This is a genomic window from Gammaproteobacteria bacterium (genome assembly GCA_041395725.1).
Classification (GTDB): Bacteria; Pseudomonadota; Gammaproteobacteria; order Pseudomonadales; family Pseudohongiellaceae; genus NORP240.
Map to the genome: position 1 here is coordinate 909,489 of JAWKZW010000001.1, position 25,520 is coordinate 935,008.

General features: G+C 58.0%; 16 protein-coding genes. 10 read left to right on the forward strand and 6 right to left on the reverse strand.

Annotated elements, in window-relative coordinates; translation table 11 throughout:
* Window positions 1–35: 35 nt before the first annotated feature.
* From R3F50_04000 to R3F50_04015, 4 genes are all read left to right on the forward strand, one after another.
* Window positions 36–1,475, forward strand: a complete 1,440-nt coding sequence (locus tag R3F50_04000) for a glutamate synthase subunit beta (GenBank protein ID MEZ5489467.1) — start codon at window positions 36–38, stop codon at window positions 1,473–1,475.
* A 148-nt stretch (window positions 1,476–1,623) separates the two neighbouring features.
* Window positions 1,624–3,072 (forward strand): TrkH family potassium uptake protein, encoded by a 1,449-nt coding sequence (locus R3F50_04005; protein ID MEZ5489468.1) that lies wholly within the window; start codon window positions 1,624–1,626, stop codon window positions 3,070–3,072.
* A complete protein-coding gene (locus tag R3F50_04010) occupies window positions 3,069–4,568 on the forward strand; it encodes a DUF4118 domain-containing protein (protein MEZ5489469.1) in 1,500 nt (499 codons plus the stop codon). The genes R3F50_04005 and R3F50_04010 overlap by 4 nt, the downstream gene beginning before the upstream one ends.
* Window positions 4,565–5,281, forward strand: coding sequence for a response regulator transcription factor (locus R3F50_04015; GenBank protein MEZ5489470.1), 717 nt, complete (start codon window positions 4,565–4,567; stop codon window positions 5,279–5,281). The genes R3F50_04010 and R3F50_04015 overlap by 4 nt, the downstream gene beginning before the upstream one ends.
* A gap of 91 nt (window positions 5,282–5,372) precedes the next feature.
* Here R3F50_04015 and R3F50_04020 read toward each other — a convergent pair whose 3' ends face one another.
* The 4 genes from R3F50_04020 to R3F50_04035 form a co-directional block, all read right to left on the reverse strand.
* Entirely contained in the window at window positions 5,373–6,869 is a 1,497-nt protein-coding gene (locus tag R3F50_04020; protein MEZ5489471.1) for an amidohydrolase family protein, read from the reverse strand.
* Window positions 6,870–7,127: 258 nt separating this feature from the next.
* Entirely contained in the window at window positions 7,128–7,553 is a 426-nt protein-coding gene (locus R3F50_04025) for a prepilin-type N-terminal cleavage/methylation domain-containing protein (GenBank protein ID MEZ5489472.1), read from the reverse strand.
* Window positions 7,554–7,775: 222 nt separating this feature from the next.
* Window positions 7,776–11,087 (reverse strand): AsmA family protein, encoded by a 3,312-nt coding sequence (locus tag R3F50_04030; protein ID MEZ5489473.1) that lies wholly within the window; start codon window positions 11,085–11,087, stop codon window positions 7,776–7,778.
* Window positions 11,088–11,407: 320 nt separating this feature from the next.
* On the reverse strand, window positions 11,408–12,820 hold the full coding sequence (locus tag R3F50_04035; GenBank protein ID MEZ5489474.1) for an MFS transporter: 1,413 nt from the start codon (window positions 12,818–12,820) through the stop codon (window positions 11,408–11,410).
* A 247-nt stretch (window positions 12,821–13,067) separates the two neighbouring features.
* Here R3F50_04035 and R3F50_04040 point away from each other — a divergent pair, with 247 nt between their 5' ends.
* The 4 genes from R3F50_04040 (at window position 13,068) to R3F50_04055 (ending at window position 19,965) form a co-directional block, all read left to right on the forward strand.
* Complete coding sequence (locus R3F50_04040; protein MEZ5489475.1) at window positions 13,068–13,967, forward strand: alpha/beta hydrolase; 900 nt, start codon at window positions 13,068–13,070, stop codon at window positions 13,965–13,967.
* A 196-nt stretch (window positions 13,968–14,163) separates the two neighbouring features.
* Window positions 14,164–17,370: a methylmalonyl-CoA mutase family protein gene (locus R3F50_04045; GenBank protein MEZ5489476.1), complete on the forward strand. Its 3,207-nt coding sequence runs from the start codon at window positions 14,164–14,166 to the stop codon at window positions 17,368–17,370.
* Between the two features lie 73 nt (window positions 17,371–17,443).
* Entirely contained in the window at window positions 17,444–18,385 is a 942-nt protein-coding gene (locus R3F50_04050; protein MEZ5489477.1) for an ATP-binding cassette domain-containing protein, read from the forward strand.
* Window positions 18,382–19,965, forward strand: coding sequence for an ABC transporter permease (locus R3F50_04055; GenBank protein MEZ5489478.1), 1,584 nt, complete (start codon window positions 18,382–18,384; stop codon window positions 19,963–19,965). Before R3F50_04050 ends, R3F50_04055 begins: the two co-directional genes overlap by 4 nt.
* On the opposite strand, the gene R3F50_04060 is transcribed toward R3F50_04055, so the two are convergent.
* On the reverse strand, window positions 19,959–20,438 hold the full coding sequence (locus tag R3F50_04060) for a GNAT family N-acetyltransferase (protein ID MEZ5489479.1): 480 nt from the start codon (window positions 20,436–20,438) through the stop codon (window positions 19,959–19,961). The two genes, R3F50_04055 and R3F50_04060, sit on opposite strands and share 7 nt — an antisense overlap.
* Before the next feature lie 94 nt (window positions 20,439–20,532).
* Here R3F50_04060 and R3F50_04065 point away from each other — a divergent pair, with 94 nt between their 5' ends.
* Together R3F50_04065 and R3F50_04070 are read left to right on the forward strand one after the other, a co-directional pair.
* Window positions 20,533–20,808, forward strand: a complete 276-nt coding sequence (locus tag R3F50_04065; GenBank protein ID MEZ5489480.1) for a hypothetical protein — start codon at window positions 20,533–20,535, stop codon at window positions 20,806–20,808.
* Between the two features lie 295 nt (window positions 20,809–21,103).
* Entirely contained in the window at window positions 21,104–22,309 is a 1,206-nt protein-coding gene (locus R3F50_04070; protein ID MEZ5489481.1) for a class I SAM-dependent rRNA methyltransferase, read from the forward strand.
* A gap of 164 nt (window positions 22,310–22,473) precedes the next feature.
* On the opposite strand, the gene R3F50_04075 is transcribed toward R3F50_04070, so the two are convergent.
* The gene (locus R3F50_04075; protein MEZ5489482.1) at window positions 22,474–25,515 is read right to left on the reverse strand and encodes a DUF748 domain-containing protein; all 3,042 of its coding nucleotides are present in this window, start codon (window positions 25,513–25,515) and stop codon (window positions 22,474–22,476) included.
* Window positions 25,516–25,520: the final 5 nt, after the last annotated feature.

Consider the following 25,520-nt stretch of genomic DNA (forward strand, 5'->3'; position numbering starts at 1 on the left):
AGCAACAAAGATTATCAGTATACAGAGAAGCAGAAATGGGAAAACCTACCGGCTTTAAAGAATTCGAGCGCGAAGTGGAGCCCTACCGCGACCCGAAGCAACGACTTCTGGATTACAAGGAAATATACACGCCCCACGACGAAGAGCATCTTCGCACCCAGGGCGCCCGCTGCATGGATTGTGGCGTGCCGTTCTGTCAGTCAGACGAGGGTTGCCCGGTTTACAACCTGATTCCGGAGTGGAATGACCTGGTATACCGGGGCAGATGGCGCGAAGCATTGGATCGCCTGCACAAGACCAACAATTTTCCCGAATTCACTGGTCGCGTGTGTCCGGCTCCCTGCGAAGGCTCCTGTGTGCTTGGCATCATCGAGCCGGCCGTTACCATCAAGAATATCGAGTGCGCCATCATCGACCGTGGGTTTGACGAAGGCTGGGTTACACCGCATCCGCCACAGTCCCGCAGCGGCAGACAGGTAGCCGTAATCGGCTCCGGCCCCGCCGGTCTGGCAGCTGCAGACCAGCTCAACCAGTCCGGTCATACAGTAACCGTGTACGAGAGGGATGACCGGATTGGCGGCCTGCTCATGTATGGCATTCCCAACATGAAACTCGAAAAAGACGTTGTAGACCGAAGAGTTAAATTGCTCGAGGACGAAGGCGTCAGGTTTGTCTGCAGCGTCGATGTCGGAGGCACCGGCCCTGGCAGCGTAGAGATCCAGAAGCTGATCGACGAAAACGATGCTGTGTTACTTGCTACCGGCGCCACCACGCCGCGCGATCTCAACATTCCTAATCGCCAGGTAGAAGGCATTCATTTCGCCATGGATTTCCTTCGCAGCCACACCAAGAGCCTGCTGGATTCGCATCTCGACGACGGCGCCTACATCAGCGCCAAGGACAAGAATGTCATCGTCATTGGAGGTGGTGATACCGGCACCGACTGTATCGGCACTTCCCTGCGCCATGGCTGCAGGTCACTGGTGAATTTCGAGATCATGGCGAAGCCGCCGGTCGAGCGCGCAGCAGACAATCCATGGCCACTGTGGCCGAAGATTTACCGGGTCGACTACGGACACGAGGAAGCCTCCGCCGTGCAGGGCACCGACCCCCGCGTCTACTCCATCTCCGGTAAGGAGTTTGTGGTTGACGACAGTGGCAGGCTGCTGGGCATCAATACTGTGGAAGTGGACTCCAACTTTCAGGAGATCCCTGGCACGGTGAAGTTCTGGGAGGCGGACCTGATACTCTTATCGATGGGGTTCCTGGGCCCGGAGCACTACGTCAGCGAGCCCCTGGCACTGGAACTGGACCAGCGCTCCAACTACAAAGCCGACTACGGTAAGTTCCAGACCAGCAGAGAAAAAGTGTTCGCTGCCGGCGATTGCCGAAGAGGCCAGTCTCTGGTGGTCAGGGCCATTGATGAGGGTCGCAAGGCGGCCACTGCCATCAATGAGTTCCTGGGCAACCCGTAAGCACCGTCAACCGGAAAAGCCTCCGGCACCGGGGGCTTTTCCCAGCCTGGCTCGACATCAGTAACAGGCAAAGAGTTTACGCAAAAGTTACGGAATCTTAACGATTCGGTAATGGTTAAGTTACAGGCCATAGGCCTAGACTGTGCTCATGCGTCTCTTTGCACCAATGCTACTCGTCGTCGCCGTTGCCCTGCAGGCTCTGGCAATTTCCATGTCACTGGTGGGCATCCTCGGCCTGTGTATGGGTACCGGCAATGCCAGCGATTTCTTCTATAGCGCCCTGATTTGCAGTCTCTGTGGGCTGGGCATACTGGTCTTTGGCTGGGTATACCGAACCGAGCACCTTTTTACCCGGCAGATGTTTATTATTACCACCGGCACCTGGTTGATAGTGCCGGTGTTCGCTACTCTGCCATTGCTATTTACCACCGCCCGGCTTTCGTTCACCGATGCGTTCTTTGAAACCGTTTCGGGCCTTACGACCACCGGCTCTACGATACTGGTTCACCTGGAATCACTTCCTCCCGACCTGCTGCTCTGGCGCTCGCTGCTTCAATGGCAGGGCGGGGTCGGTATCGTGTGCATGGCGGTTGCTCTGCTGCCATTTCTCAAAGTAGGTGGGATGCGATTATTTCAGACCGAGTCTTCCTACTGGAGCGATGAGAACGCTCCCCGGGCGAGACATCTGGTGATCACCATCCTGAAAATCTACGTGCTCCTCACTGCCCTTTGCGCAGTCGGCTATGCGTTCACGGGCATGTCGGTATTCGACGCCGTCAACCATGCTTTCACCACTATTTCCACCGGCGGTTACTCAACCACGGATCGATCCTTCGGCGATAAGTCCTATCTTGCCCAGTGGGTCGCGGTGATTTTTATGCTGGCTGGATCGATTCCTTTCACGTTGTACCTTCGGTTCTTCAAAGCCCGCTACCGGGAGTTTTTCGCCAACACCCAGTTCCGAGCTTTTTTACTGGTGCTGGCCTGCTTTATTCTTTTGATAAGCCTGAACCTGTATTTCACAGGACAGGCGACTTTATTTTCGGCAATCACCCTGTCCACGTTCAACGTGACATCGCTTATTACCACAACCGGGTTCGCCAGCGACGACTACGTCCTCTGGGGCAACTTCAGTGTGGCTCTCATTTTCTTCGCCATGTTCATTGGTGGCTGTTCTGGCTCCACCAGTGGTGGCACCAAAATTTTCCGCCTGCAGCTGTTTGCAACTCTGGTTGGAGAGCAACTGAAGAGAGCGGTCCACCCGAACATCACCATAACCAGCACCTACGAGGGCAAACAGCTGAGGTCCGAGGTGGTTACAGCGGTGGTGGCCTACTTCTCTGTAATGATAATCAGCCTGGTGGTGATAACCCTGGGGCTCAGCCTCACCGAGCTTGACCTGGTATCCTCACTAACCGGGGCGTCCACCGCATTGATGAATGTGGGTCCCGGGCTTGGAGATATCATTGGTCCCGCCGGTAACTTCAGCTCACTGTCAGATACGGCAAAATGGTTGTTATGCGCTGGAATGTTGTTGGGACGTCTGGAATTTCTTACTATCCTGACTCTTTTTACAGTGAGCTTCTGGCGCGGATGAAATTCCTGACAACAATCGAAAGGTGGCAAAGCCAGTATCTGCTGGCCATTGCCCTGCCCGCCCTGGTCACGGTCGTGATGTGGTTCCTGCATGGCTATATTTCGGCAGCAAATATCACCCTTCTTTACATCGTGGCAGTCATCGTTACGGCAGTGAATACAGCGACCAGACCAGCCCTTGCGGCTGCGCTGGTAAGCTTTTTTGCCTTCAACCTGTCGTTCACAGAGCCAAAAGGCTCGCTGTTTGTGATACAAAAGCAGGACATGTTGACGGCGGGGCTTTTCCTGCTGACCGCCATTACGGTCGGCCAACTGGCTGCCCGAGTAAAAGAACAATTGGAGCTTCTGCAACACAGGGAGCGATTCAACCGTATAGAGCTGGAATTCCTTGAGCAGCTGGCGGCCGCAATCGAACCGGAAAAGATCACCGAAGCCCTGCTCCATGCAATCGGTCAGTTACCCGGTCTGGAATACACGATGGTCAGTGTCGAAAACGGCATCCCCGACTGGGAAAGCGTACCCCAGCCAGTCCCCGCGGCCCTGAGAAAAGCCCTGCAAGCACCCCTGCAGATAGCCTCTGGCAATCCTGACAGCCTCAGTTGGCAGGCCGATAGTACGCTGTTTATGATACTGAATGATGGCAGTAAAATTCTCTCAGGATTGCTTGTCAGCAACTCCTCGGCGACGACAATTGACTGGGTTAAGTTACTCGCCAGCCAGTCGAACCTCGCCCTGGCGCGTACCAGGCTGGTGGGCGATCTCGAGGCCGAACGTATAGACAAGGAGAACGAGCTGATTCGCTCGTCGCTGCTGTCATCTGTGTCTCATGACTTCAGAACTCCTTTGACATCGATGGTCGGTGCCGCTTCCACTTTACTGGATTTGAACGATCAATTAAAAGAAGCACAGAAGAAGGAATTACTTGAAGCCATTCTATCGGAAGCCAGGCGCCTGAACAGCTACACGCAAAAACTCCTGGACATGACTCGCCTTGGACGGGGCGAACTCAAGCTGAATCGCAGTACTATCACTATCGACGAAGTATTAAACGTAGTTTTGAAACGCATCAGGCAACAGTTTCCCAACCATCGTATCAAGACAGAAATAAAACCGGACCTGTCCGCTCTCCATGTTCACGCGGCACTGATCGAGCAGGCGCTTTACAATGTCCTGGAGAACGCCTGCAAATTCACGCCAGACAGCAAGCCTATTCGCATCAGCTGTCGCGAAGATGCACACGACATGATAATTGAAGTTGAAGATGCCGGCCCGGGTGTCCCGGACTCGGAGAAGAGCAAGGTATTCGAGATGTTTCACAGTGCCGATCGTGGCGACTGCCGCGCAGCGGGCAGCGGTCTGGGCCTGGCCATTTCCAAAGGTATGATCGGGGCCCATGGTGGTAACGTTGCAATAGACGACAGCCTGGATCTGGGAGGCTCCCTGGTCAGAATACGACTTCCCAGGCCGATTGAAAACGTGGAGCAGAACGTCTTATGAGCCGCGTGCTGGTGATAGACGACGAAGCGCAGATTCGGCGTTTTCTCAGTATCGGGCTGGGTTCCCAGGGCTATGACATCGTGGAAGCCGAGACCGGTGCACAGGGGCTCGAACAGGCTGCCCTGCAAGCCCCCCAGCTCATCATCCTCGATCTGGGCCTGCCGGACAGGGACGGAATGGAAGTCCTCAAAGTGCTGAGAGATTTTTATAGTGGGCCGGTAATCATTCTCAGTGTGCGGGCCAGGGAACAGGAGAAAGTCGCAGCACTTGATGCCGGTGCCAATGATTACGTCGTCAAACCGTTTGGTATCAATGAGCTACTGGCGCGTATCCGGGCATTACTGCGACTCCATGAAGGTGCCGAGTCGGTCGTCTCGGTCTTTCACGAGGGCGGCTTGCAGCTTAACGTTCCCCAGCACCGGGTTTCCATTGATGGCCAACCCGTACATCTGTCCAGGAAAGAATTCGATCTGCTCAGATTATTGATCGAAAACAGTGGCCGTATTGTTACCCATTCTCAGATTATCAGTCGGTTGTGGGGTGACTCGCACCTGGAGGATTCGCACTATCTGCGGATACTGGTGAAAAAATTGCGCCATAAACTACATGACAATCCAGCATCACCACGGTTTATTGAAACCGAACCAGGGGTAGGCTATCGGTTCCTCAGCGATTCGGACGATTCACCGGCTGGCCCGGGTGAAACCCGCTGAATCAGGCCCTACCGATAAGCAGAAAATTCTTCTCTCTTCGGTTTCCTGCACGGTCCGCACATAACTGTAGAAGCAGTGAACGTCACAGCCGTTACCGGGAGACCAGCCTTCCTTTAGAGATTACCAGGTCAATTAGCCGGGTATTGCTGATGTCGTCCAATGGATTGGCATCCAGCAGTACCAGATCGGCCCGCTTGCCTGTCTCGATACTACCCATTTCATCCTGCAGGGAAAAATACTCGGCCGGCTTCAGAGTGGCCGCCTCCAGTGCCTGCAGGGGAGTCAGGCCGGCGCGCACCAGCATTTCCAGCTCGGAATGAAGGCTATAACCGGGAATCGACAGGTTTATGGGCGTGTCTGTTCCCGCGCCGATCGGTACGCCGGCCTGGTGCATGCGGCTGGTGAGAAACAGACTCCATTCCGCGAAAGCCGTGTCACCGGCTCCTTCGGAAATTCTGTTGGCGGCCTGTGTAGACCACTCGCTGCGCAGTGCTTCGGGGACCCGGGCCAGGGCGGACTCCCAGTCTGGCTTCAGATAAGGGGGTGCGAGATTCAGGGAATTCAATCGCAAGGTCGGCACCATCATGGTGTCCGACAGAGCGGCAATGGTCTGATCGCATTGCGCCTGATCGTAGTTCTGCACCGCCGAAAGACGCTGCAAACCATGCAGCATTGATCGCAATTCCGCGCCGGATAGCTGGCCAGGATTCTGTAACAGTTCGAGCCGCTCCTGGTGCAGTTGCCCGGCATTGGCGGCACAATCCATTTCAACGTTTCGCAGGTGTTCTATGGAATCCACGAATGGACCCGCCTCGCTGGCGCGCATGGACAGCGGTACGTGTGAGTCAATCGGCAGGTCCAGTTCTTCGGCGACTTCAACCAGGGCTGCAAAGACATCGGGGCTGGTCATCTCGTAAATCTTGATGAAATCGACGCCCTGCTCTTTTAACCCCCTCACGGTGGCCCGTGCCTGCTCGGGCGTCGGCACACTGACGCCGATTTCAGGCCGCCCGTTACCGTCGTAGACCACTATACTGCCGTCCAGCAGCGGGCCGGCAAAAAAGACTCTTGGCGCCACCGCACCCGGGGCACGCATTGATTCGACGATGGGCAGCATGTTTTCCATCAGACCGCCCGTATCCCGCACACTGGTTATACCCCAGGAAAGAAACAACTCCGGCATCGCTTCGGTCAGGCGCTCGTCGTAGCTGAGATGGACGTGAAAGTCCCACAGCCCCGGGATCAGGAATTTGCCGGCGCCGTCTATTACTTCCGCTGCTTCGACAACCAAATCCGCCGGCCCTACCGCAGTGATTTCGTCCCCTTCGAACACTACGGTCTGATTGGGTCGGACACCGTTCACGGCATCGATCAGCGTGACATTTTGAATAGCCGTTCTGGTTGCGGTCGAAACAGGCGCGGCAGAGTCCGTTGAAGGTTGTCCGCAGGCGTTAAGCAAACCAGCGAGCAGAATGCCTGCAACAGGTTGGCGCAGGCGGCTGAACAGCCGGCTCAGACCATTGACGACTGGACGGTTGAATGGCTTGGTGAATCCACGGGCATTACTAATGGCATGAAAATCAGGCATGGGCTTCTGTCTGCTGGTGGCTGAAATTTTATGACCCTGTGATCAGTCAGGTGATTGCTGCCATTCCGGGATTAAACGGTGTTGGCTAATGATTCCTCGACTGGTCACAAGACCGTTCAGAAACCTCTGGTTATCCAGAAGTTTCACAAACATTAGCTGCTATCAGCAGGCAATGCAAATAGAAAACCAGCCCGGTTGCGGAGGAGAAATTCGGGAGAGCCAGTGGCTGTGGCGAGCGATAAACAGAGTGGAGGTTTCCTAGCAGTATCCCAGGGCCACACAGGTGCCACCAATAGCCCAGTCCAAAGGGGGAGTCGGGCTGGACGCCGTCAGGGTGAAAGTCACTCCGTCCAGTTCACTGCCATCGGCTTTCCAGGTGACCGTCAGAACGCCGTCAGTGACATCAATTCCATGCAGGGTCGCACTGCGTACCTGACCCGGGGGCACACTGTTGGTGCCGGCATCGATATCGCCGAGGGCGGTGAATCTGCCTGCCTGGGCCTGCACGGCTATAGAGGTTCGGTAGCTGCCTACCGCCAGAATCGCCTCGGAGAACCGGGCTTCACTGCGGTACAGGTTATAGGCTGGCAGGGCCAATGACGCCAGAACGCCGATGATTATAGTGACTATCATCAGCTCGATAAGCGTGAAGCCCTGCTGATTCTGGCGGCTGGCGATTGGCATTGGTCACCCCGAAATAAAGCTGCTTGGAGCTCCGCTGGACTGTGCCGCCGGAAGGTCCGAAAGAATGGCAACAGCTTAGTCGAACGGGCCGGGGAATAATGTGAAACGCCACGCATTATCCCGCCAAAGGTATAGGGGCAGGACCAGTTCACGCCTTTTTCGCAACGCCATCGCCACTCGATCACAACTACACGGGCGAGAAGGTACGCCAGCCCCACAGCCTCAATTGAAGATCCGGTCGAGAGCCCGGTTGAGAATCTGGTCACGGAGGTCCTGTGGCTCCGGTTCTGGTTCCGGTTCCGGTTCCGGTTCCGGTTCCAGCTGAGTCTCCGTCTGTGCCTCGGGATTCGCCTGTTGGGTGTCCGGGCTTGGGGCAGTGGGCTCGACGCCGAGGGAGCGATTCAGCAGATCCTGCACACGACCCTGAACCTCCCGCTGCAGGCGGGCGCGCAGGATCTCGCCCGCATCCGGCAGACAGGCCGGCTGCTCTATGGTGCCTGTACAGGCGATGGGCAGGCTATAGCCACCGATGTCATATTGCTGGCTGGCACGTGTGGCTGTGGATTGATCAACCTCGGTCAGCAGGTTGAAATCGATGGCATTGTCGGCAAGATTCAGCAGCGTGCCGCGGCCGGTTACACGAAACCCCGGTGACTGAATAAGAATGTCGTTGCTGCGAATGACACCGTTATCGACCGTGATGGTGCCACTGAAGGAATCGAATGCGGTCTGCGTTCCCCGCGCCAGGGCGCCCGCCTGTCGACTGCGAATCATGGTTTCAAGCTGATTGAGTACCGCGGCAACATCCACGCCGGTCAACACCCCGTCTTCAATTGCCAGGCTGCCGTCGCCACTCAAGGATCGCTTCAGAGTATCCAGGTCGGCGCCTGTACTGTTCAATGCCAGCCGAACATTGGCTCTGCCGGACAGGTACGAAGCATCGAGCAGATCAAGCAGCAAGGGGGCCAGGTTTACCCCTTGCAGGTTGGCCTCCACCCGCGCCTGCGGCTCCGCACCGGCTACCGACAAACCAAGCGCCCCTTCAAAGCTTCCCTGGTAAAGTTCCACTGCCAGCGGAGCCAGGTTTATTTCCCCATCGGTGGCATTCACAGTAACCGCAACACCCTGCAGATCCAGCCCGGCGACCGTCAGCTGACCGACCTGCAGTTCTCCCAGCAGAGTGAGGTTGCGCAGGCTCTCCACCGGTATTTCAGCGGCGGTGTTGCCAGCGGCAGCATTGTCTGTTGTGGGCTGTTCCGGCGCCAGGTAACGGTCAACATCCAGACGGTCTATTTCGATGTTGAATCCAGCCTTGGGATCAGTGAAGCCCATCAGGGAAAAATTGCCCAACAGCGTGCTGTCATCCAGGACAATATTCAGACCTTCCAGGGCAAGACGATCCGTTGATCCATCGACACGGGCATTGAAAGCAACCCGCCGCAGGACGGAAGAATCCCGGGTGACCGGCACGGGTTGATTCAGCTGCTGCAGGAGATCCCGCAGGTTGAATTCGGCTACCGCAAGCTGCCCCTGAAAGGCTGGCTCATCAAATATCCGCTCGACACTGAAGCTGCCTCGGGCATCCAGCCCGAGGCCTGAAAGCGCAATGCTTTCAATATTCAGCGACTCTCTATCAAGGTTGATGCGACCGGCGGCATCCAGCACCATTGTCACCGGGGAGCCGGGTATCCCCGGACCGGACACTACCAGGCTGGCCCGCAGCGGGGCAACGGTAAGCGCATCGCGGCGGCCCGACAATTCCAGATTCACTGACACCCGGTCCACAATTTCGGCCAGATTCCCCAGCTCCAGAGCGGTCAGGAGAGGGCTGGCGTTATTACTTTCGAGTGACAGGTTACCACTGACCGTGCCGCTTCGATCACTCATGTTGCTGGCGTCGATTCGCCCGTCGACCCGCCAGCCCAGAGCACTGGCCGACAATGCCGGAATCTTGATATTGCCCTGCTCAAGGTCAGCATCGAAGCGGGTGTTCAACAGAAACGCTCCGTCGCCATTACCGCGCAACCTCTGTGCCAGCTGGTAATAAGAGGATTCCGTCCCGCCCTGCAACAGAGCGCCTAGCTGCAGCAGGAGTGGCAGATCCGATCCTGAAGTGTCGATAGCCCCGTTAATCCTTGGCTCATCGGTATCGATACCCGTAGCCTGGAATTCGCCACTCAGACTGGCACCGAGCAGCTGCGCCTGCAGTACAGGCACCAACACCGAACCGCCATTGTTGGAAAGCTCAAACTCCAGCCCCACATTAAAAGGTCGGTCTGGCACCCTCCGCAACTCCTCGCTCACCCGGCTTAACAGGGCATCACCGCCACCACTCAACTGACCAAGCACTTCCACAACCAGCGGCAGGTCAGGGCCCGTCGCGTTGAGTCTGCCCGTGGCGTTGGGGTTTTCCGATTGGACACCCGAAACACTCAGGTTGGCATCCAGCTCCGCGCCTAACAGACTGGCCGTGAGATCTTGCAGCTCCAGGGCGCCCGGGCCGGCTCCCCGGTAACTGGCGCCCGCTTGTAACGCGAAGCGTCGATCACTCAGCGCCGCCAGCCGATTGGCCAGATCCGTCACTCCGGCGGCCGCAAACAGGCTGGCCAGATCGTCGCCCGCCAGACCGAATCTGCCCTCGTAGACAGGTGCGTCGGAATTCACTGCCCGGCCCTGCAGTTCCGCCTGCAGACTGGCACCCAGGCCAGAGACATCCAGCTCGGTGATCTGCAAAGAATCTGTTGCCAGGTCAATAGACAGGGAGGTTCTCAGGTCGATGCTTGCGCCCGTATCGGGAAGCGTGTCACCAGCCAGCTCTGCCCGAAAGGTCAGCGGCGCCAGTTGGTAGCGGCTGTTGTCCAGATCGTAGTTGAGGGTGCCGGACAGCTCCGCAGTCCCGTTCAATGCCGGTTGACTGGACATCGCATCCAGCGTCATATTGAGGTTAATCGGTGTGCCATACACCAGTTCACCAACCGTAAACGCCAGGTTGTTGATCTGATAAACCGTCGTGGTGCGCCTGTCCTCATAACGCAGATTCACATTGCTAACATCGACACCACCCAGAATAACCCGGGTCAGCGGCAACCCTGTGCCGTTGGGGGGGGCGGTTTCCACGGCAGCCGGCCCGGCGGACCCGGCAGCCCAGTTGCCGACGCCGGATTCGTTGACGATAAGATTCAGGCTCACGCCACGCAATTGCACGGTATCGATTTCATACCGCTGCCGCAGCAGGGGTAGCAGCTTGATACGCGCCTGCGCGGCCTCGGCCTGCAGCAAGGGTTGATCGCCGAATCCTGCTCCCGCGCGGCTGGAAACCGTTACCTGCTCCACTCCGACTCCGAGCCACGGGTAGAACGACAGGCTGATATTACCGTCCAGGGCCAATTCCAGGCCGGTCTGAGACTGGAACTGACCGGCTATCCAGTCACTGTAGTCGTTGGGGTCCAGGGTGAGCACACGAACTACCAGTAGCACCAGCAGCGCCAGCACCAGAGCCAGCAGGGTAAAGCTAATCTTGAGAAACTTGGACATCGTCGGATACCGGAAGGTGGCGGTGCTGACGACCCGAGGTTCGCCAGCACAGTAAACAGTTGCAGATTCTCAGCTCCAGTCAGCATCGGGCTGACTCCCTGATCAGGAACCACAAAATTCCTTCGCAGAGTTTCCCTGGTCTGAGTCAGGCTCTCGGGTCTCACATTATCGGACGAAAGGTCCCCAGGTAGTAGACCGTAGCTGCCCCGGGCAAATTCCCGAACTGGATCTCGCGACATCAGCAGGACATCGACCAGATTGCGAGTGCACAGCCTGCAGCGCCTGACGGCAGCCCTCTGGTCGACCAGTGGTTCGCCCGGTTACTGACTTACTGCCTGCAGGTCTGTCCCCCTGGTCTCGGTCAACAGCAGGACGGAGATAATTGTCAGAACCGCCGCCAGCGCGATGTAGACGGACACGAAGACTATGCCGTACTCATTCCACAGCAGGGTGGCGATAATGGGGGCCAGCGCACCACCGACAATCGCCCCTACCTGATAACCCAGCGAGGCTCCCGAATACCGCACGTGAGTGCTGAACAACTCGGTGAAAAAGGCCGCCTGAGGACCATACTGCATGCCGAGAAAACCCAGTCCACCGGTCACCCCGACCACGACCCAAAGGAAACTGCCGGTGTCGATCAGCGGGAACAACACAAATGCCCAGGCGGCGGAAAGCACCGCGCCGGCGAGATAAACCCCGCGGCGCCCCTTGCGATCCGAATAAGCAGCGGCGAAGAACTGAAACGGTATCTGTATCGCGGACGCGATCATTACCGCGGCCAGCATGAAATTCCGCGACAGCCCCATACCGATCTCGGCGTTCGTGCCATAGGAAACCACGAACACGATCAGGATATAGAAAGTCACCTGGATAGACAGGAACGCCCCTGCCGCCAGCGCAATCCTGCCCGGGTACAGTCGCAGGGCTTCCAGCACGGGCGATCGCTGCCCTGCCGGTATTGGTTCAGCCGCAACCGCCTCAAAGGCCTCGTCCGGCGGCATGATTTCTTCTCCCTGGTGGGGGTGTTGCTGTTGCAGTTTCGCCAGCTCTTTAAACGCCTGGGTATCTTCCAGGTGCAATTGTACATACATGCTGATACCGATCAGCACCACACTGGCCAGGAAAGGAATGCGCCAGCCCCAGGCCATGAATGCCTCTTCGGAAACGCTGCCACTGATAATAAGAAATGCCAGGTTGGCCAGGATCACGCCTACTGGCGCGCCAGCCTGTGCATAGGCACCGTAGTAGCCGCGCTTATCGGGGGGCGCATTTTCTGTCACCAGTAACATGGCGCCTCCCCATTGCCCACCAATGGCCAGGCCCTGAACAAAGCGCAACAGCACCAGCGCCACGGGCGCTAACGGACCGATGGTGCCATAGGTTGGCAACATGCCAATGAGGGTCGTGCCAACCCCCATCATCATCAGCGCGATCACCAGGGTGCGTTTACGTCCGACACGATCACCGAAATGACCGAAAATGATACCCCCCAGCGGACGCGCCACGAAACCGACGGCGAAGGTGCTGAAAGAGGCGATCAGGGCAACGATGGGCGGCATGTCTTCGGAGAAGAAAGCGACCGGGAACACCAGTGCTGCAGCCGTACCGTAGAGAAAAAAGTCGTACCACTCGATACTCGTGCCGGCAAGCGCAGTCAGGGCGACCTTGCGCATGTTCTTGCGAGTCTGCTGATCAATTGCTTCTGGTGTGGCCGTTACCTCTGTAGTCATGCTGACTCCCGATTATTGTCTTTCTTATTGGGGCGCATTCACTGCGCGGCGATGTCGCCCGTGCAGCATGAGTCGCCCGTGCAGCATAAAAGGCCCCTAAGCAATTGTCCATGCTCAAATAAGGAGCCTCTGATTAAGTACCACAACGCTCTGCGGGAGTTGCCATAACGCGTTGATTCGGTTATCAATGTCTGCCAGGGGCGGCGCGTGATCACACCACCCTGCAAAAACAGGTGGGGAGAGGACCATGAAGCGAACAGTGCAGGTCGGCGTGATCGTTATTCAATGCCTGGCATTGCTGGTATTGCCTGCCGCAGGAAAGGCGGCTGCAGACCACAGCCTCCCGCCGGTTGAAGAAATTCTGATCGACCTGGGTGACCACCAGCTTACCGCCTGGGCCTGGGGCGACCCGACTGCAGAGCTGGTCCTGGCATTGCCCGGTTCCGGCGCGTCCAATACCCGCTATTTTCTGCTCGGAGCCCTGGTGGCCTCTTCCGGATACCGCTTTGTGGCCATCAACCAGCGAGGAATAGCCGGCAGCAGCGGGCACCTGGAAGGTCTGACTCTCCATGACTATGCCGATGATATTGCCCGGGTCATCGACTATTTTGGCGCACCACAGGCACACCTGGTGGGCTGGGCTCTGGGCAACCGGATCCAGCGGACGGTGGCCACCAATTACCCCGACAAGGTGGCAACTGTCACGCTGCTGGCCGCAGGTGGCCTGGTGGCACCGGACCTGGCACCGGGCGTCCTCAATCGCCTGTTGTCCGAACCTGACCTGCCTCTGGATGAGAAACAGGCGCTGGCCCGAGAATCCCTGTTTGCGGCCGCCACCGATGATCAACAGGTGCGCGGTTTCGTGGAGCAGCTCAGTTATTGGCCTGCTGCGCGCCGTTCGCAGCAGGTCGCCAACCGTGCCGTACCCAGAGAACACTGGTGGGCGGGCGGTGACAGCCCGTTGCTGATCGTACAGGGCCTGGAAGACCGTACGGCTCCTCCCTCGAATGGTCGACAGATGCAACAAACCTATGGCGACCGGGTGACACTGGTGGAGATAAGCGACGCGGGGCATCTTATGGGTTACGAGAAACCGGAAGAAACGGCCCGGGCAATCGTTGAGTTTCTCAAGCGGCATTCGCTATAGCAGATAGCCGGCCAGCAAAGTAAGCTGGGCCGGGCTGAAATTTACCCAGCATTTCATGCACTGATCAGGTTGGGTTTACTTGAACTGGAGGCTCACCTTGGGTGTCGCAGCAAGCGCCGGACAAAGCACAGGAAAAAGAACCGGAAAAAGTCCCGCGGAATCGAATCCGGCCAACGGCAATGGACAGCGACAATGGCTGCGGTTTATCACGGCGGCGAGTCTGTTCGACGGCCACGATGCAGCTATCAATATCATGCGCCGAATGCTGCAGGCTTCCGGTGTCGAAGTAATACACTTGGCCCATAACCGTTCGGTGCAGGAAGTCGTCGAAGCGGCCATCCAGGAGGACGTGGACGGTATTGCCATCAGTTCTTACCAGGGTGGTCACCTGGAGTATTTCAAGTATCTGGTGGACCAGCTCAGAGATCGCGGCGCCGGCCACATCCGTATCTTCGGTGGCGGTGGGGGCGTAATCATCCCGGCGGAGATCGCGGAACTGCACGACTACGGCGTCGAACGACTCTTCTCCCCGGCAGACGGCCAGAAAATGGGCCTGCAGGGAATGATTGACGACATTATTAAGCGCTCCCATGCTGCCAGCGGCAGGCCGGCAGCTCCACCGGCCAGCGAGCTGCCCGGTGGCGACCGGCTGCAGCTGACCCGGTTTATTACGGCGCTGGAAAACGGCAGCGTCAGCGCCGAGCAGCTTGAGCTGCTGCGCGGATTGGCGGACCAGGCCGCTGCCACCCCGGTCCTGGGAATAACGGGTACTGGCGGTGCCGGTAAATCCTCGCTTACCGACGAACTGGTCAGTCGCTTTCGCCAGGACAGTAATGACAAGGTCTCAATCGCTATTCTGGCCATTGACCCCACCAGAAGAAAGACAGGTGGCGCCCTGCTCGGCGATCGTATCCGCATGAACGCCATCAACCACCCAAGTCTGTTCATGCGCTCCATCGCAACCCGTCGGGCCGGTGCGGAGATCCCGGAGAACCTGCAAGCCATTATAGACGCCACGAAAGCGTCCGGCTTCGATCTGACAATCGTCGAGACACCAGGGATTGGCCAGGGCGACGCCGGTATCGTACCGTTTGTAGACTGCTCCCTGTATGTGATGACGCCTGAGTTCGGCGCCGCCAGCCAACTGGAAAAAATAGACATGCTGGATTTCGCCGATCTGTTCGCCATCAACAAATTCGACCGCCAGGGCGGCGAGGACGCGATCAGGGATGTCAGCAAGCAGGTACAACGTAACCGTGCGGCCTTCGATCTGAGCCCTGACGCTATGCCAGTCTTTGGCACCATCGCATCAAAGTTCAATGACGACGGTGTCACCGCCCTGTATCAGGCCCTGGCCGCAGAGCTTCAGCAGCACGGACTGAAAGACTTCGAGCGCCATTTAAAACCTGTCAGTACAAAAACCTCCACCCAGCGCACAGTCATTATCCCGGCTCAGCACAAACGCTACCTGGCGGAAATTGCGGAAACCGTGCGCGGATACCGCAACGAGGTGGAAGCGCAGTCCCGTCTGGCGAGGGAACGTCAGCAACTGCAGGCATCCTGTGCCATGCTGGCACAGGCGGGCCATAGCCCGCATGAGCTGGAATCCTTGATCGCTCAGCGCGAGCAGTCCTTGAGTCCAGAGGCAAGAAAGGCGCTGGCGGCGTGGCCGGAAATCCAGGCAAGTTATGGCGGCAGTGAACTGGTCGTGCAGGTCAGGGATCGGGAAATCCGGACCGCGTTGAAACAGACTACTCTGTCGGGAACTGCCATCCCCCGGGTTGCCCTGCCCCGTTATCACGATGAAGGCGATCTGTTGAGCTGGTTGATGCTGGAGAACCTGCCCGGCTATTTTCCCTTCACCGCCGGCGTCTTCCCGTTTAAACGCGAGGAAGAGGACCCTACCCGCATGTTTGCCGGTGAAGGGGACGCCTTCCGCACCAATCGGCGTTTCAAACAGCTGTCAGAGCACTCGGAGGCCAAGCGCCTGTCCACTGCCTTCGACTCGGTGACGCTGTACGGTTTCGATCCTGACGAGCGCCCGGATATCTACGGCAAAGTGGGCAACTCCGGTGTGTCTATTGCCACCCTCGATGACATGAAAGCTCTGTACCAGGGTTTCGACCTCTGTCACCCGACCACCTCCGTATCCATGACGATCAACGGCCCGGCGCCCACCCTGCTTGCCATGTTCCTGAATACCGCCATCGATCAGCAGCTGGAAAAATTCAGCGCCGCGTGCGGCAGGCAGCCGGACGAGAAAGAGACCCGGGAGATTACCGCCCGGGCCCTTGGAAGCGTCAGAGGCACAGTACAGGCGGATATTCTCAAGGAGGATCAGGGCCAGAACACCTGCATCTTCTCGACGGAGTTCAGCCTCAAGCTGATGGGGGACATTCAGGAATATTTTATAAGCCGGGACATTCGCAACTTCTACTCGGCCTCCATCTCCGGTTATCACATCGCCGAAGCCGGTGCCAACCCGATCTCGCAGCTGGCCTTCACCCTGGCCAACGGCTTCACTTTCGTGGAAGCTTATCTGGCCCGGGGCATGAAGATCGACGACTTTGCCCGTAATCTTTCCTTCTTTTTTTCCAATGGCATGGATCCGGAGTATACGGTCATGGGGCGCGTGGCACGGCGGATCTGGGCCACGGCCATGCGCTACAAGTACGGGGCCAACGAACGCAGCCAGAAACTGAAGTACCACATCCAGACCTCAGGCCGGTCATTGCACGCCCAGGAAATGGCCTTCAATGATATACGCACCACCCTGCAGGCACTGATCGCCATTTACGACAACTGCAACAGCCTGCACACCAATGCCTACGACGAGGCGATTACCACGCCCACCGATGAATCGGTACGGCGGGCGATGGCAATTCAACTGGTCATTAACAAGGAATGGGGGCTGGCAAAAACCGAGAACCCCAACCAGGGCGCTTTCATCATCGAGGAGCTGACTGATCTGGTGGAGGAAGCGGTACTGTTGGAATTTGAGCGCCTGTCCGATCGGGGCGGGGTTCTGGGCGCCATGGAGACCGGGTACCAGCGCGGCAGAATCCAGGACGAATCCATGCACTACGAACACAGGAAGCATGACGGCAGCCTGCCGATTGTCGGGGTCAACACCTTTCTCAGCGCCAATGCCGAACCGGCAGGTTCTGAAATTACCCTGGCCAGATCCACAACCCGGGAGAAAGACAGCCAGATCGAACGGTTACGGGATTTTCAGGCCCGCAATCGCCCGCAGTGTGAGGAGGCGCTGCAAAGTCTCAGACTGGCAGTGGCTGACAATGCGAACGTCTTCGCTGAATTGATGCAGGCAGTAAGGTACTGTTCACTCGGTCAGATTACCGACACGTTCTTCGAGGTCGGAGGACAGTATCGGCGCACCATGTAACCGCCGCTACAATGACCAGCAGGCGTGCCTGAGTACAGGCCGCAAAAAAACCGCCACCAACGGCTGTAACCCTATGCAACAACCAGTACTAACGCTGGAAAACATCAGCAAGAAGTACGGCGACTTCACCGCCGTGGACAAGGTGAATCTGCAGATCCCGCGGGGATCTGTGTACGGCTTCCTGGGGCCCAATGGGGCCGGCAAAACCACGACGATTCGCATGATCCTGGATATTATTCAGCCCACCTCAGGGCGCATTTCCATACTGGGCCATCAGTCGGCACAGGCGGTGCGGCAGCGCATTGGTTACCTGCCGGAAGAGAAAGGCCTGTACAAGAAAATGAAAGTGGCCAGCCTGATCGCCTACTTCGCAAGACTCAAGGGGATGGCGAAGCAGGACGCCGAGCGCCAGGCGGAGGCATTGCTGCGTCAGTACGGGCTGATCGAGTTCTGCGATGCCCGCATCGAATCCCTCTCCAAGGGTATGTCCCAGAAGGTCCAGGTACTGGCGTCGGTGGCACACGAACCCGAACTGGTGATCCTCGATGAACCCTTCTCCGGACTGGACCCGGTCAACCAGCAGGTGCTGGAAGACCTGATAAAGAATCTGAGTGCGAACGGCCAGACGGTGATTTTTTCCACCCATATCATGGCCCATGCAGAGCGGCTGTGTGATCAGATACTGCTCATCGCTGGCGGACGAAAAGTATTCGACGGAACCGTCTCGGAAGCCAAGGCACTGGTGCCTCGCCGGGTGCTGCTGGAAACTGCCGGGGATGTGGCCGGGTTGGCCAGACTGGACTCCGTGGCCAGGATCACAGCCTCCGAGACCGAGCCGGGCACTGTCCCCCATTGGGTAGTGGAAATCACCAATAACGCCCAACCCCAGGATATTCTCAAATACTGCTTTGATGCGGGCATTCCACTCAGCCGTTTCGAGTACGCCGAGCCCAGTCTGCACGACGTATTCGTAGACCTGGTAGGGGCTGAAGCCAGGGAGCAGCGACTGCGATGAATGTTATTCGAATCATCGCCTGGCGTGAATTCATGGAGAATGTCCGCACCAGGGGATTCTGGATCGGTATCCTGTTACTGCCGGTCATGGTTATCGGCATCTACCTGATTCAATCATCGCTGGCGAGTGCAACGCCGACCCGTTACTACATGCTGATAGACCAGACCGGCCGTTACCAGGACACGGTGGAGTCCGCCATCGAACTGGAACATCAGCGCCAGGTTCTCCAGGCGTTCGTCAACTATCTGCTGGACAACCGCAAAGAAAGAGACCTGGAACTCACCGCCGCTGACGCCAGATCCGCGGCAGACCAGCTCGTAGACGACGTAGGTGCAGACGAGGCCGCAGCCCTGAACGAATGGATCGAAGCCGGGGGCCTGGATTTCGCCCTGACCATGTCGACGCCCTACCTGCGGGAAGACGCACCACCCTTCGAGAGTCCGCGCCGCACCTTTATTCAAGCCCCGATGCCCGACGGCATCGACCTTAACGCCAGCCCGGAACAACTTGTCGGCCAGCTGAGGCCCCTTCTGAGCGGCGAACAACGGGTGTCCGTGGATGGCAATAGTGGTGAACTGTTTGCCCTGATCCTGGTGCCCGCCGATATTGACGACCACGTCATGCGTCCCGGTGTGATGCCGGTTGCCGGCCAGGCTCCGCGTACCGGCATTCAGTACTGGAGCCGCAATCTGGCCGATACGCGGCTTCCGAATGCCGTAGAGCGCAGTCTCAACTCCAGAATTCGCGATGAGGAGTTCGCTAACAGCGGTCTCAATACGCAGTTGATCCGCTCTATTCAGCGCACCCGATTGCCACTCAGCAAACTTGACCCCCTTGCCAGTGAAGGGGAGGAAGCGGTGAGCATGGCCGATACCTTTCGGCAGTTTGCCCCGATGGGCTTTGTGTACTTCATGTTTCTGGCCCTGATGCAGAGCGTTCAGTACCTGCTGACCAACACCATCGAAGAAAAATCCAATCGTATCCTTGAGGTCCTGCTGGCTTCGGTAACACCGAATGAGCTGCTGATGGGCAAATTGCTGGGCATCGGGCTGAGCAGCCTGACCACGCTGGCAGCCTGGCTGCTGACCCTGTTTCTGTTTCTGAATTTATACGACAGCGCGGAAACCAGCGCCATCGTGCAGATTATCGGCGTTGCCCTGAGTTCCGACCTGGTCCCGTGGTTTATTTTTTACTGCCTGGCCGGCTACGCTTTGTACTCCGGCATCTTCCTGGCCATCGGCAGTCTCTGCAACACGCTCAAGGAGGCGCAGGGCATGATGGTGCCGGTGCTCGTCACCATGATGATACCGATTACCATTACGCCCTTCGTGGTCATGGACCCCAATGGCAGTCTGTTCAGAATGCTCTCCTGGTTCCCGCCATTCACTCCGTTCCTGATGATGAACCGGGCAGCCGCCAATCCACCGCTGCTGGATCTGATCGGTACCACACTAGTGCTGCTGTTCAGCATTTTTCTGGTGCTTTGGCTGTCGGGGCGGGTTTTCAGACAGGGCCTGCTGCGGACCGGCCAGCCACCACGGGTGATTGAGTTGCTGCGGATGCTACGCGGCGGTCACTGATCGAGGGAAGCGTCGCTGTTCAGCTCATAGGTGTAGCCAATGACTGACTCCACATGGGCCGGTTGCAGAGATCTATACAGCGTATTGGCAGCCAGGTTGGCATGCTCCGTGCCAAGCCAGGCCTCCTGACAGCCCCGTCCCCTGGCGGATTCCAGCAGGAAAGTCATCAGTGCCTTACCGACACCCCGGCGCCTGAAATTGACACAGGTGTCCACTTCATCGATGTAAAGCCAGCGGAAATCCTCATAGGGTTTACGCTCTATACGCGCCGCGGCGATACCGCCAAGTTCGGGCGGATCTTCACCCACAAACGCGGCGACAAACAGGTGGTCATCGTCGGCAAGATAAGTGCGCAACGCGTCCACCTGGTAACCGTCGATATCGTTTCCGGCATCCCACTGCGCCGTATTTATGCGTTGTGTCAACAGCTCCAGGTCGTCTGACCCGACTATCCGCCTGACCTGTATCTTCACTGCCCAGTCCCTCCTTCGCCGCTACCAGGCTTCAAAAGTTTCTGCCGCCAATGGAAGACTCACTATTCCCGGGCGGCCGACAGGAAAGCCCACAGTGGACACAGCGACGAGTAAAAAAATTAAGGAAAAATCCCTTCACGAAAAATTGTTTGCCACAGCGGGGACAGGCCCGGATGACCATATCTACGGCAAAAACCGCGTACACCGCCATATAGACAAACATGAGCGTGGTGACACTGCGACGTTCATTCAACAACATGAGCAGAACAAGGATGTAGAGGGGAAGCGTGTAAAAGCAGACCATCAGCCGGCTGCGCGCTCGTTCGATTCTGCGCAGTTGCTCTTTGAGCTGCCGACTTTCTTCTTCTGATTGCCCGGTTTCCGGCTCTTTACCGTTGTCGACTGTCACTGACTGGTTGCTCTCGATAGTCTCGTAAGTCAGGCGATCCGGGAAATTCGTCAGTCCCGGGAGCCGGGCTCAACGCCATTCTGCACAGCGGGCTCGCCTGGGAGCCGGAGAGTGCCTATAATCGACGACTCTCTCCCTGGCTCAGGGTCAGTCAACAATCTTAGCGTTTCCACAGGACTAAAGCTATGGAACGGAGTTCCTCACAGACCCGAAACTGTCTCGTCACCCTGCCCGCTTCGCCAGTGCAATTCTCCTCATGCTGACTGTGCGTCTGAAAAAGGGCCGGGAAGCCTCATTGCTGCGTCATCACCCCTGGGTATTCTCCGGTGCAATCGAGTCGGTGGAAGGCAAGCAGACAGCGGGCGAGCCGGCAGAGGTGGTCAGTCACGACCACAAACCCCTGGGTGTAGGCGCCTATTCTCCCCAGTCACAGTTACGCGTGCGTCTGTTCAGCTTCCAGGCCACCGGCATCGATCGCGCCTTTTTTCGCACTACCCTGACCAGGGCGCTGGCTAAACGGGACAGCCTGCTTAATAACAGCGAGCGCACTGCCTGTCGCCTGGTATTCGGAGAATCGGATCACCTGCCGGGACTGGTGGTGGACAAGTACGGTGATTACCTGGTGTGCCAGTTTCTGTTTGCCGGGCTGGAGCCCTGGAAAACCGATCTGGTCGAATTGCTGGCTGAACTGACCGGCTGTCGGGGTATCTTTGAACGATCCGACACGGCGGCGCGTAAAAGAGAAGGTCTGGAACCCAGTGAAGGCCTGCTGTGGGGGGAACCACCCCCGGAAACCCTGTTGATTCGCGAAAATGGCCTGCAACTGGAGGTCGATGTCAGGAGCGGGCAGAAAACCGGTTTCTACCTGGACCAGGCCGACAATCGCCAGGTTATCAGGCCCTACTGCCAGGGCCGGGAGGTACTCAATTGTTTCGCCTATACCGGCGCCTTCTCCCTGACCGCACTGGCCGCCGGTGCCAGGCGGGTAACCAGCGTCGATTCGTCCCGACCTGCACTTGCCATACTGCAGCGTAATATCCATCACAATGGCCTTGACGAAAACCGTCACGCCACTGTAGAGGCTAAAGTCGGTAACCTGTTAAGAGAATGGCAGACGCAGGGCCGGCAGGCCGATCTGGTGATCCTGGATCCGCCAAAGTTTGCCGAACAGAAGTCCCAGGTCATGAAGGCAGCCCGGGCCTACAAGGATCTGGCGATGCAGGCGGTGAAACTTATTTCGCCGGGAGGCTTTCTGGTCACCTTCTCCTGTTCGGGCGCCATCGACCTGAAGCTGTTTCAAAAAATTACCGCCGACGCTTTTCTCGACGCCGGCCGTGAGGGCGAAATCGTCGATTATCTGCATCAGTCTGCCGACCACCCGATTGCCCTGGCGTTCCCCGAGAGCCAATACCTCAAGGGTCTGATCTGTCGTGTCAACGACCAGGGGACCTCTCCTCAATAACCAGCTGACCCTGAAAAATCCGCCGGCAAAGCCCGCCTGCTGTCGGTCTGTAACAAGAGCAGACCATTGCTGCACACTACGCCCGGCGGCATTGTCCGCCTGACCGTCGCGGTTCCGCAGGATCTGTGCGGAGAATCTTTACGCAACGGGTTTTTCCCGCGCCGTCACCGGGCGCCCGCCTGCAGGCCGAACTCCAGCACCAGCCAGCCGTCTTCGTCCGGCTCGCCAGCTTGTGATTCACCAGTCCCCAGTTGTGCAGGGTCCAGTTCTCCTCCCGCCAGCAGGAAATCCCTGATGGCAGTAACACGGGCTTCGGCGAGCGCTTTCAGCTGCTGATCAGAGACGGACTCCGCGGCAGTCAGACGGCTGCGAAGGTCCTCCACGTAGGCCTGCACATCCGGCTGGCGGCTGGACAAGGGTTCACCGGTCAATGGATTAGTCACGGTGGTCTCAATGTAATTGGCCGCCTGCAACTCCGCCGGAGAGGGAGTCAGACCAGCCTCCAGGTACAGGGCTTCCAGGGCCGCGAGACGCCGGTCAGTTAGCGACGATTCCTGATCCGGCAATTCTTCGATACGGGCATTCACCTTCTCGATCATCAGGCTTTCCTGCAGTGCCTGACGATCGGCTTCCCCCGCCAGCAGCGGTAATTCCAGCACCAGCTCAGGCCGCTGCGCCAGAGCCTGACGCAGCTGGTCCAGCACCTGGCGTTCCGGCGGTGCGAGAGCAGCCCGGCCGGCCTGAAATTTTATGTTGCTGATATCGTCTTCCTGCCCCCCCACCAGTGAGCCCAGCAGCCGGAACGGCGCAGTCACCAGGTTGGTCAGCACATTGGTGAGAGCCCGGCGTATTGCCGGCCCCAGGTTAAACTCCGGGCTGTTGACATCGCCGCTGACTGGAACTTCCAGATCGATTACTCCCCGGCTGTCTTTAAGCAGGGCCATTGCCAGATCCAGGGGCAGGTCCATGGCGTCAGGATGCTCAACCCGCGCACCGAGGCTCAGGTCACGCAACACCACCTGATTATTAGCCGTCAATTGACCGGCCTCCATGAGGTAGGAGAGATCCACGTCCATGTTGCCACTGGCGATTTCACGACCGGCGAACTTAATAACATAGGGTGTCAGTGGCGGCAGGTCCAGATTGCGAAACTGCAGCTCGATGCGACTCTGCTCCGTAATCGCGAAGGGATTGAAACTGCTGTCCAGCTGCACCAGGCCGTATTCATCCACATTCCCTTCCAGGATGAATTCAATAGGCTGACTGGACGGCGCCGAGAAACCCTCGGCCGTGCCTGCCAGTTCACGGATGTCGGCGGCAAACGGAATCGGCAGGTTCAGGTCGGTGAAATGAGACGCGCCGTTGGCTACCTGGATCCGGCCAATGGTCAGTGTCACGGGTAATGCCGCTGTGACGGCGGCGGTGTCGGCGTTAGTGTCGGCGTTAGTGCCGGTCGTTGCTTCCAAGGTTGTAGCGGCGGCGGTCGCGGCGACTTCAGAACCTGAGGTATCGGTTTGCCTGGCGAGCTGGCCGACATTGGTGCTGCCGTCTTCGTCAATCAAAACCCGCGCATAGGGGGAATCGAAAACCAGCTCGGAAATGTCCAGCGAGTTCCCGGCCAGGGAAAAGCTCACCCCGGTTACCGCTAATTCTGCCAGACTGACCAGAGTTTCCTGTAACCGCTGATCCGCCACCGAGAGCTCACGCAGCTGAACATCGCCCCGATAGGAAAAGGGTTCGTCGCCGCTCACCCGCAGCTCGCTCTGAAATTCCAGCAGTGCGCTTTCCAGCTGCACCAGTGCATATTCACCGATATAGGGCTGCAGCACCGTCAGATCCAGCGCTGCCAGCGAGGCGCTGGCGTTCAGAACCGGTTCCGGCAGGGCACCCACTTCACCCTGCACCTGCAGTTCGCCACCGGAATCGAAGGCCACGCTGACCTGCAGCGGGAACAGGGCCTCTGCCTGATTGCTCAGATCGGTCAGTTCCACATTCAGCTGGACGCCGAACTGGCCGGGTGTCTCCAGGCTGCGGTCGCTGAATGTCACCCGATTATCCACCAGCACCAGGCGCTCCAGGCTGAGTTCCCAGGGGGCCCCGGCACTGGCCTGATCGGCAGCCGGTGTTGTCGGGCCAGCGTCAGCGTCGCCGGTCATGGCAGCGATCATCTGCTGCAGGTTGATCTGCCCATCGGCCTCACGGGACACTGCCAGCTCGACCTGGTCCAGTTGCAGGCTTTCCAGTTCCACGCGATTGTCTGGTATGGCTACACGGCCGTTGCTCACCTGGAGACGACCGGCGGTCAGAAAGGGCTGGGGCTGTCCCGCCTGCACAGCGGCCAGGTCACTGACCGACAACTGCACCTGATCCAGTGCCAGGACCAGTTGCTCGCCGGACAGGTCAAGCCGATAATCCAGCCCGGCGTTCAATCTGCCGCTATCGAGAGTCAGTGGCAGGGTGTCCTGCAGGTAGCGGCTGACCACGCCGAGCGAAAAATTCTCCAGGTTAAGCTCACCCGTGAACAGCGGTGGATTAAGCTGCAGTTCACCACGCCAGCCCAAACGCGCCTGATCTTCAAAGTCAAAGGTCAGGACATTCGAGCCTTCACTGTCCCGCAACGAGGACAGGTTGGCAATTCGAGCGTCCGTCAGGGTAAGCGTGGTCTCGAAAGGGGTAACGGGTACTTCATCCCTGATAGAGAGATTGATATCAGTAAGGCTGATATTTTCAAGCTGGAATGGAAAGGGTTCGCTCGCCTCTTCCGGTTGCAGTTCAGGCGGGGCAGCCGGCCCGGTGGCCGTCGCCGACCAGGTCTGTGCCAGCCGCGACACTGTATCCAGCCCGTCCTGATCGCGTTCAAAATAAAATTGCAGGCTCTGCACCGACAGTTCGGCAAGCTGTAATCTGAGCAGTGCCAGCCTGGTCGGTTGCACGTTGGCAGTTAGTGTCTGCATTTCCAGCAGTGGTCCGGTAGTCCTGTCAACGACCTGCAGACCATCCACCCGGGCATAGAAAGTAAAAGGGTTGAAGTAGATCGATTCCACCTCGGTGGTCAGACCCAGGCGCTGGTCCGTAATTGACCTAAGCTGTCTTTCCGCCAGCCACGGTACACCGAAAAAGCCTGTCAGAGAATAAACGACCAGGACACCCGCGCACCACCAGGCTGGCTTGGGAATATTCTTAAGAATTTCTTTTACGGGTCTCATTGTCG

Coding starts and splice junctions, on each gene's coding strand:
- R3F50_04000 (MEZ5489467.1), top strand. CDS start 36: ATGGGAAAACCTACCGGCTTTAAAGAATTCGAGCGCGAAGTGGAGCCC.
- R3F50_04005 (MEZ5489468.1), top strand. CDS start 1,624: ATGCGTCTCTTTGCACCAATGCTACTCGTCGTCGCCGTTGCCCTGCAG.
- R3F50_04010 (MEZ5489469.1), top strand. CDS start 3,069: ATGAAATTCCTGACAACAATCGAAAGGTGGCAAAGCCAGTATCTGCTG.
- R3F50_04015 (MEZ5489470.1), top strand. CDS start 4,565: ATGAGCCGCGTGCTGGTGATAGACGACGAAGCGCAGATTCGGCGTTTT.
- R3F50_04020 (MEZ5489471.1), bottom strand. CDS start 6,869: ATGCCTGATTTTCATGCCATTAGTAATGCCCGTGGATTCACCAAGCCA.
- R3F50_04025 (MEZ5489472.1), bottom strand. CDS start 7,553: ATGCCAATCGCCAGCCGCCAGAATCAGCAGGGCTTCACGCTTATCGAG.
- R3F50_04030 (MEZ5489473.1), bottom strand. CDS start 11,087: ATGTCCAAGTTTCTCAAGATTAGCTTTACCCTGCTGGCTCTGGTGCTG.
- R3F50_04035 (MEZ5489474.1), bottom strand. CDS start 12,820: ATGACTACAGAGGTAACGGCCACACCAGAAGCAATTGATCAGCAGACT.
- R3F50_04040 (MEZ5489475.1), top strand. CDS start 13,068: ATGAAGCGAACAGTGCAGGTCGGCGTGATCGTTATTCAATGCCTGGCA.
- R3F50_04050 (MEZ5489477.1), top strand. CDS start 17,444: ATGCAACAACCAGTACTAACGCTGGAAAACATCAGCAAGAAGTACGGC.
- R3F50_04055 (MEZ5489478.1), top strand. CDS start 18,382: ATGAATGTTATTCGAATCATCGCCTGGCGTGAATTCATGGAGAATGTC.
- R3F50_04070 (MEZ5489481.1), top strand. CDS start 21,104: ATGCTGACTGTGCGTCTGAAAAAGGGCCGGGAAGCCTCATTGCTGCGT.
- R3F50_04075 (MEZ5489482.1), bottom strand. CDS start 25,515: ATGAGACCCGTAAAAGAAATTCTTAAGAATATTCCCAAGCCAGCCTGG.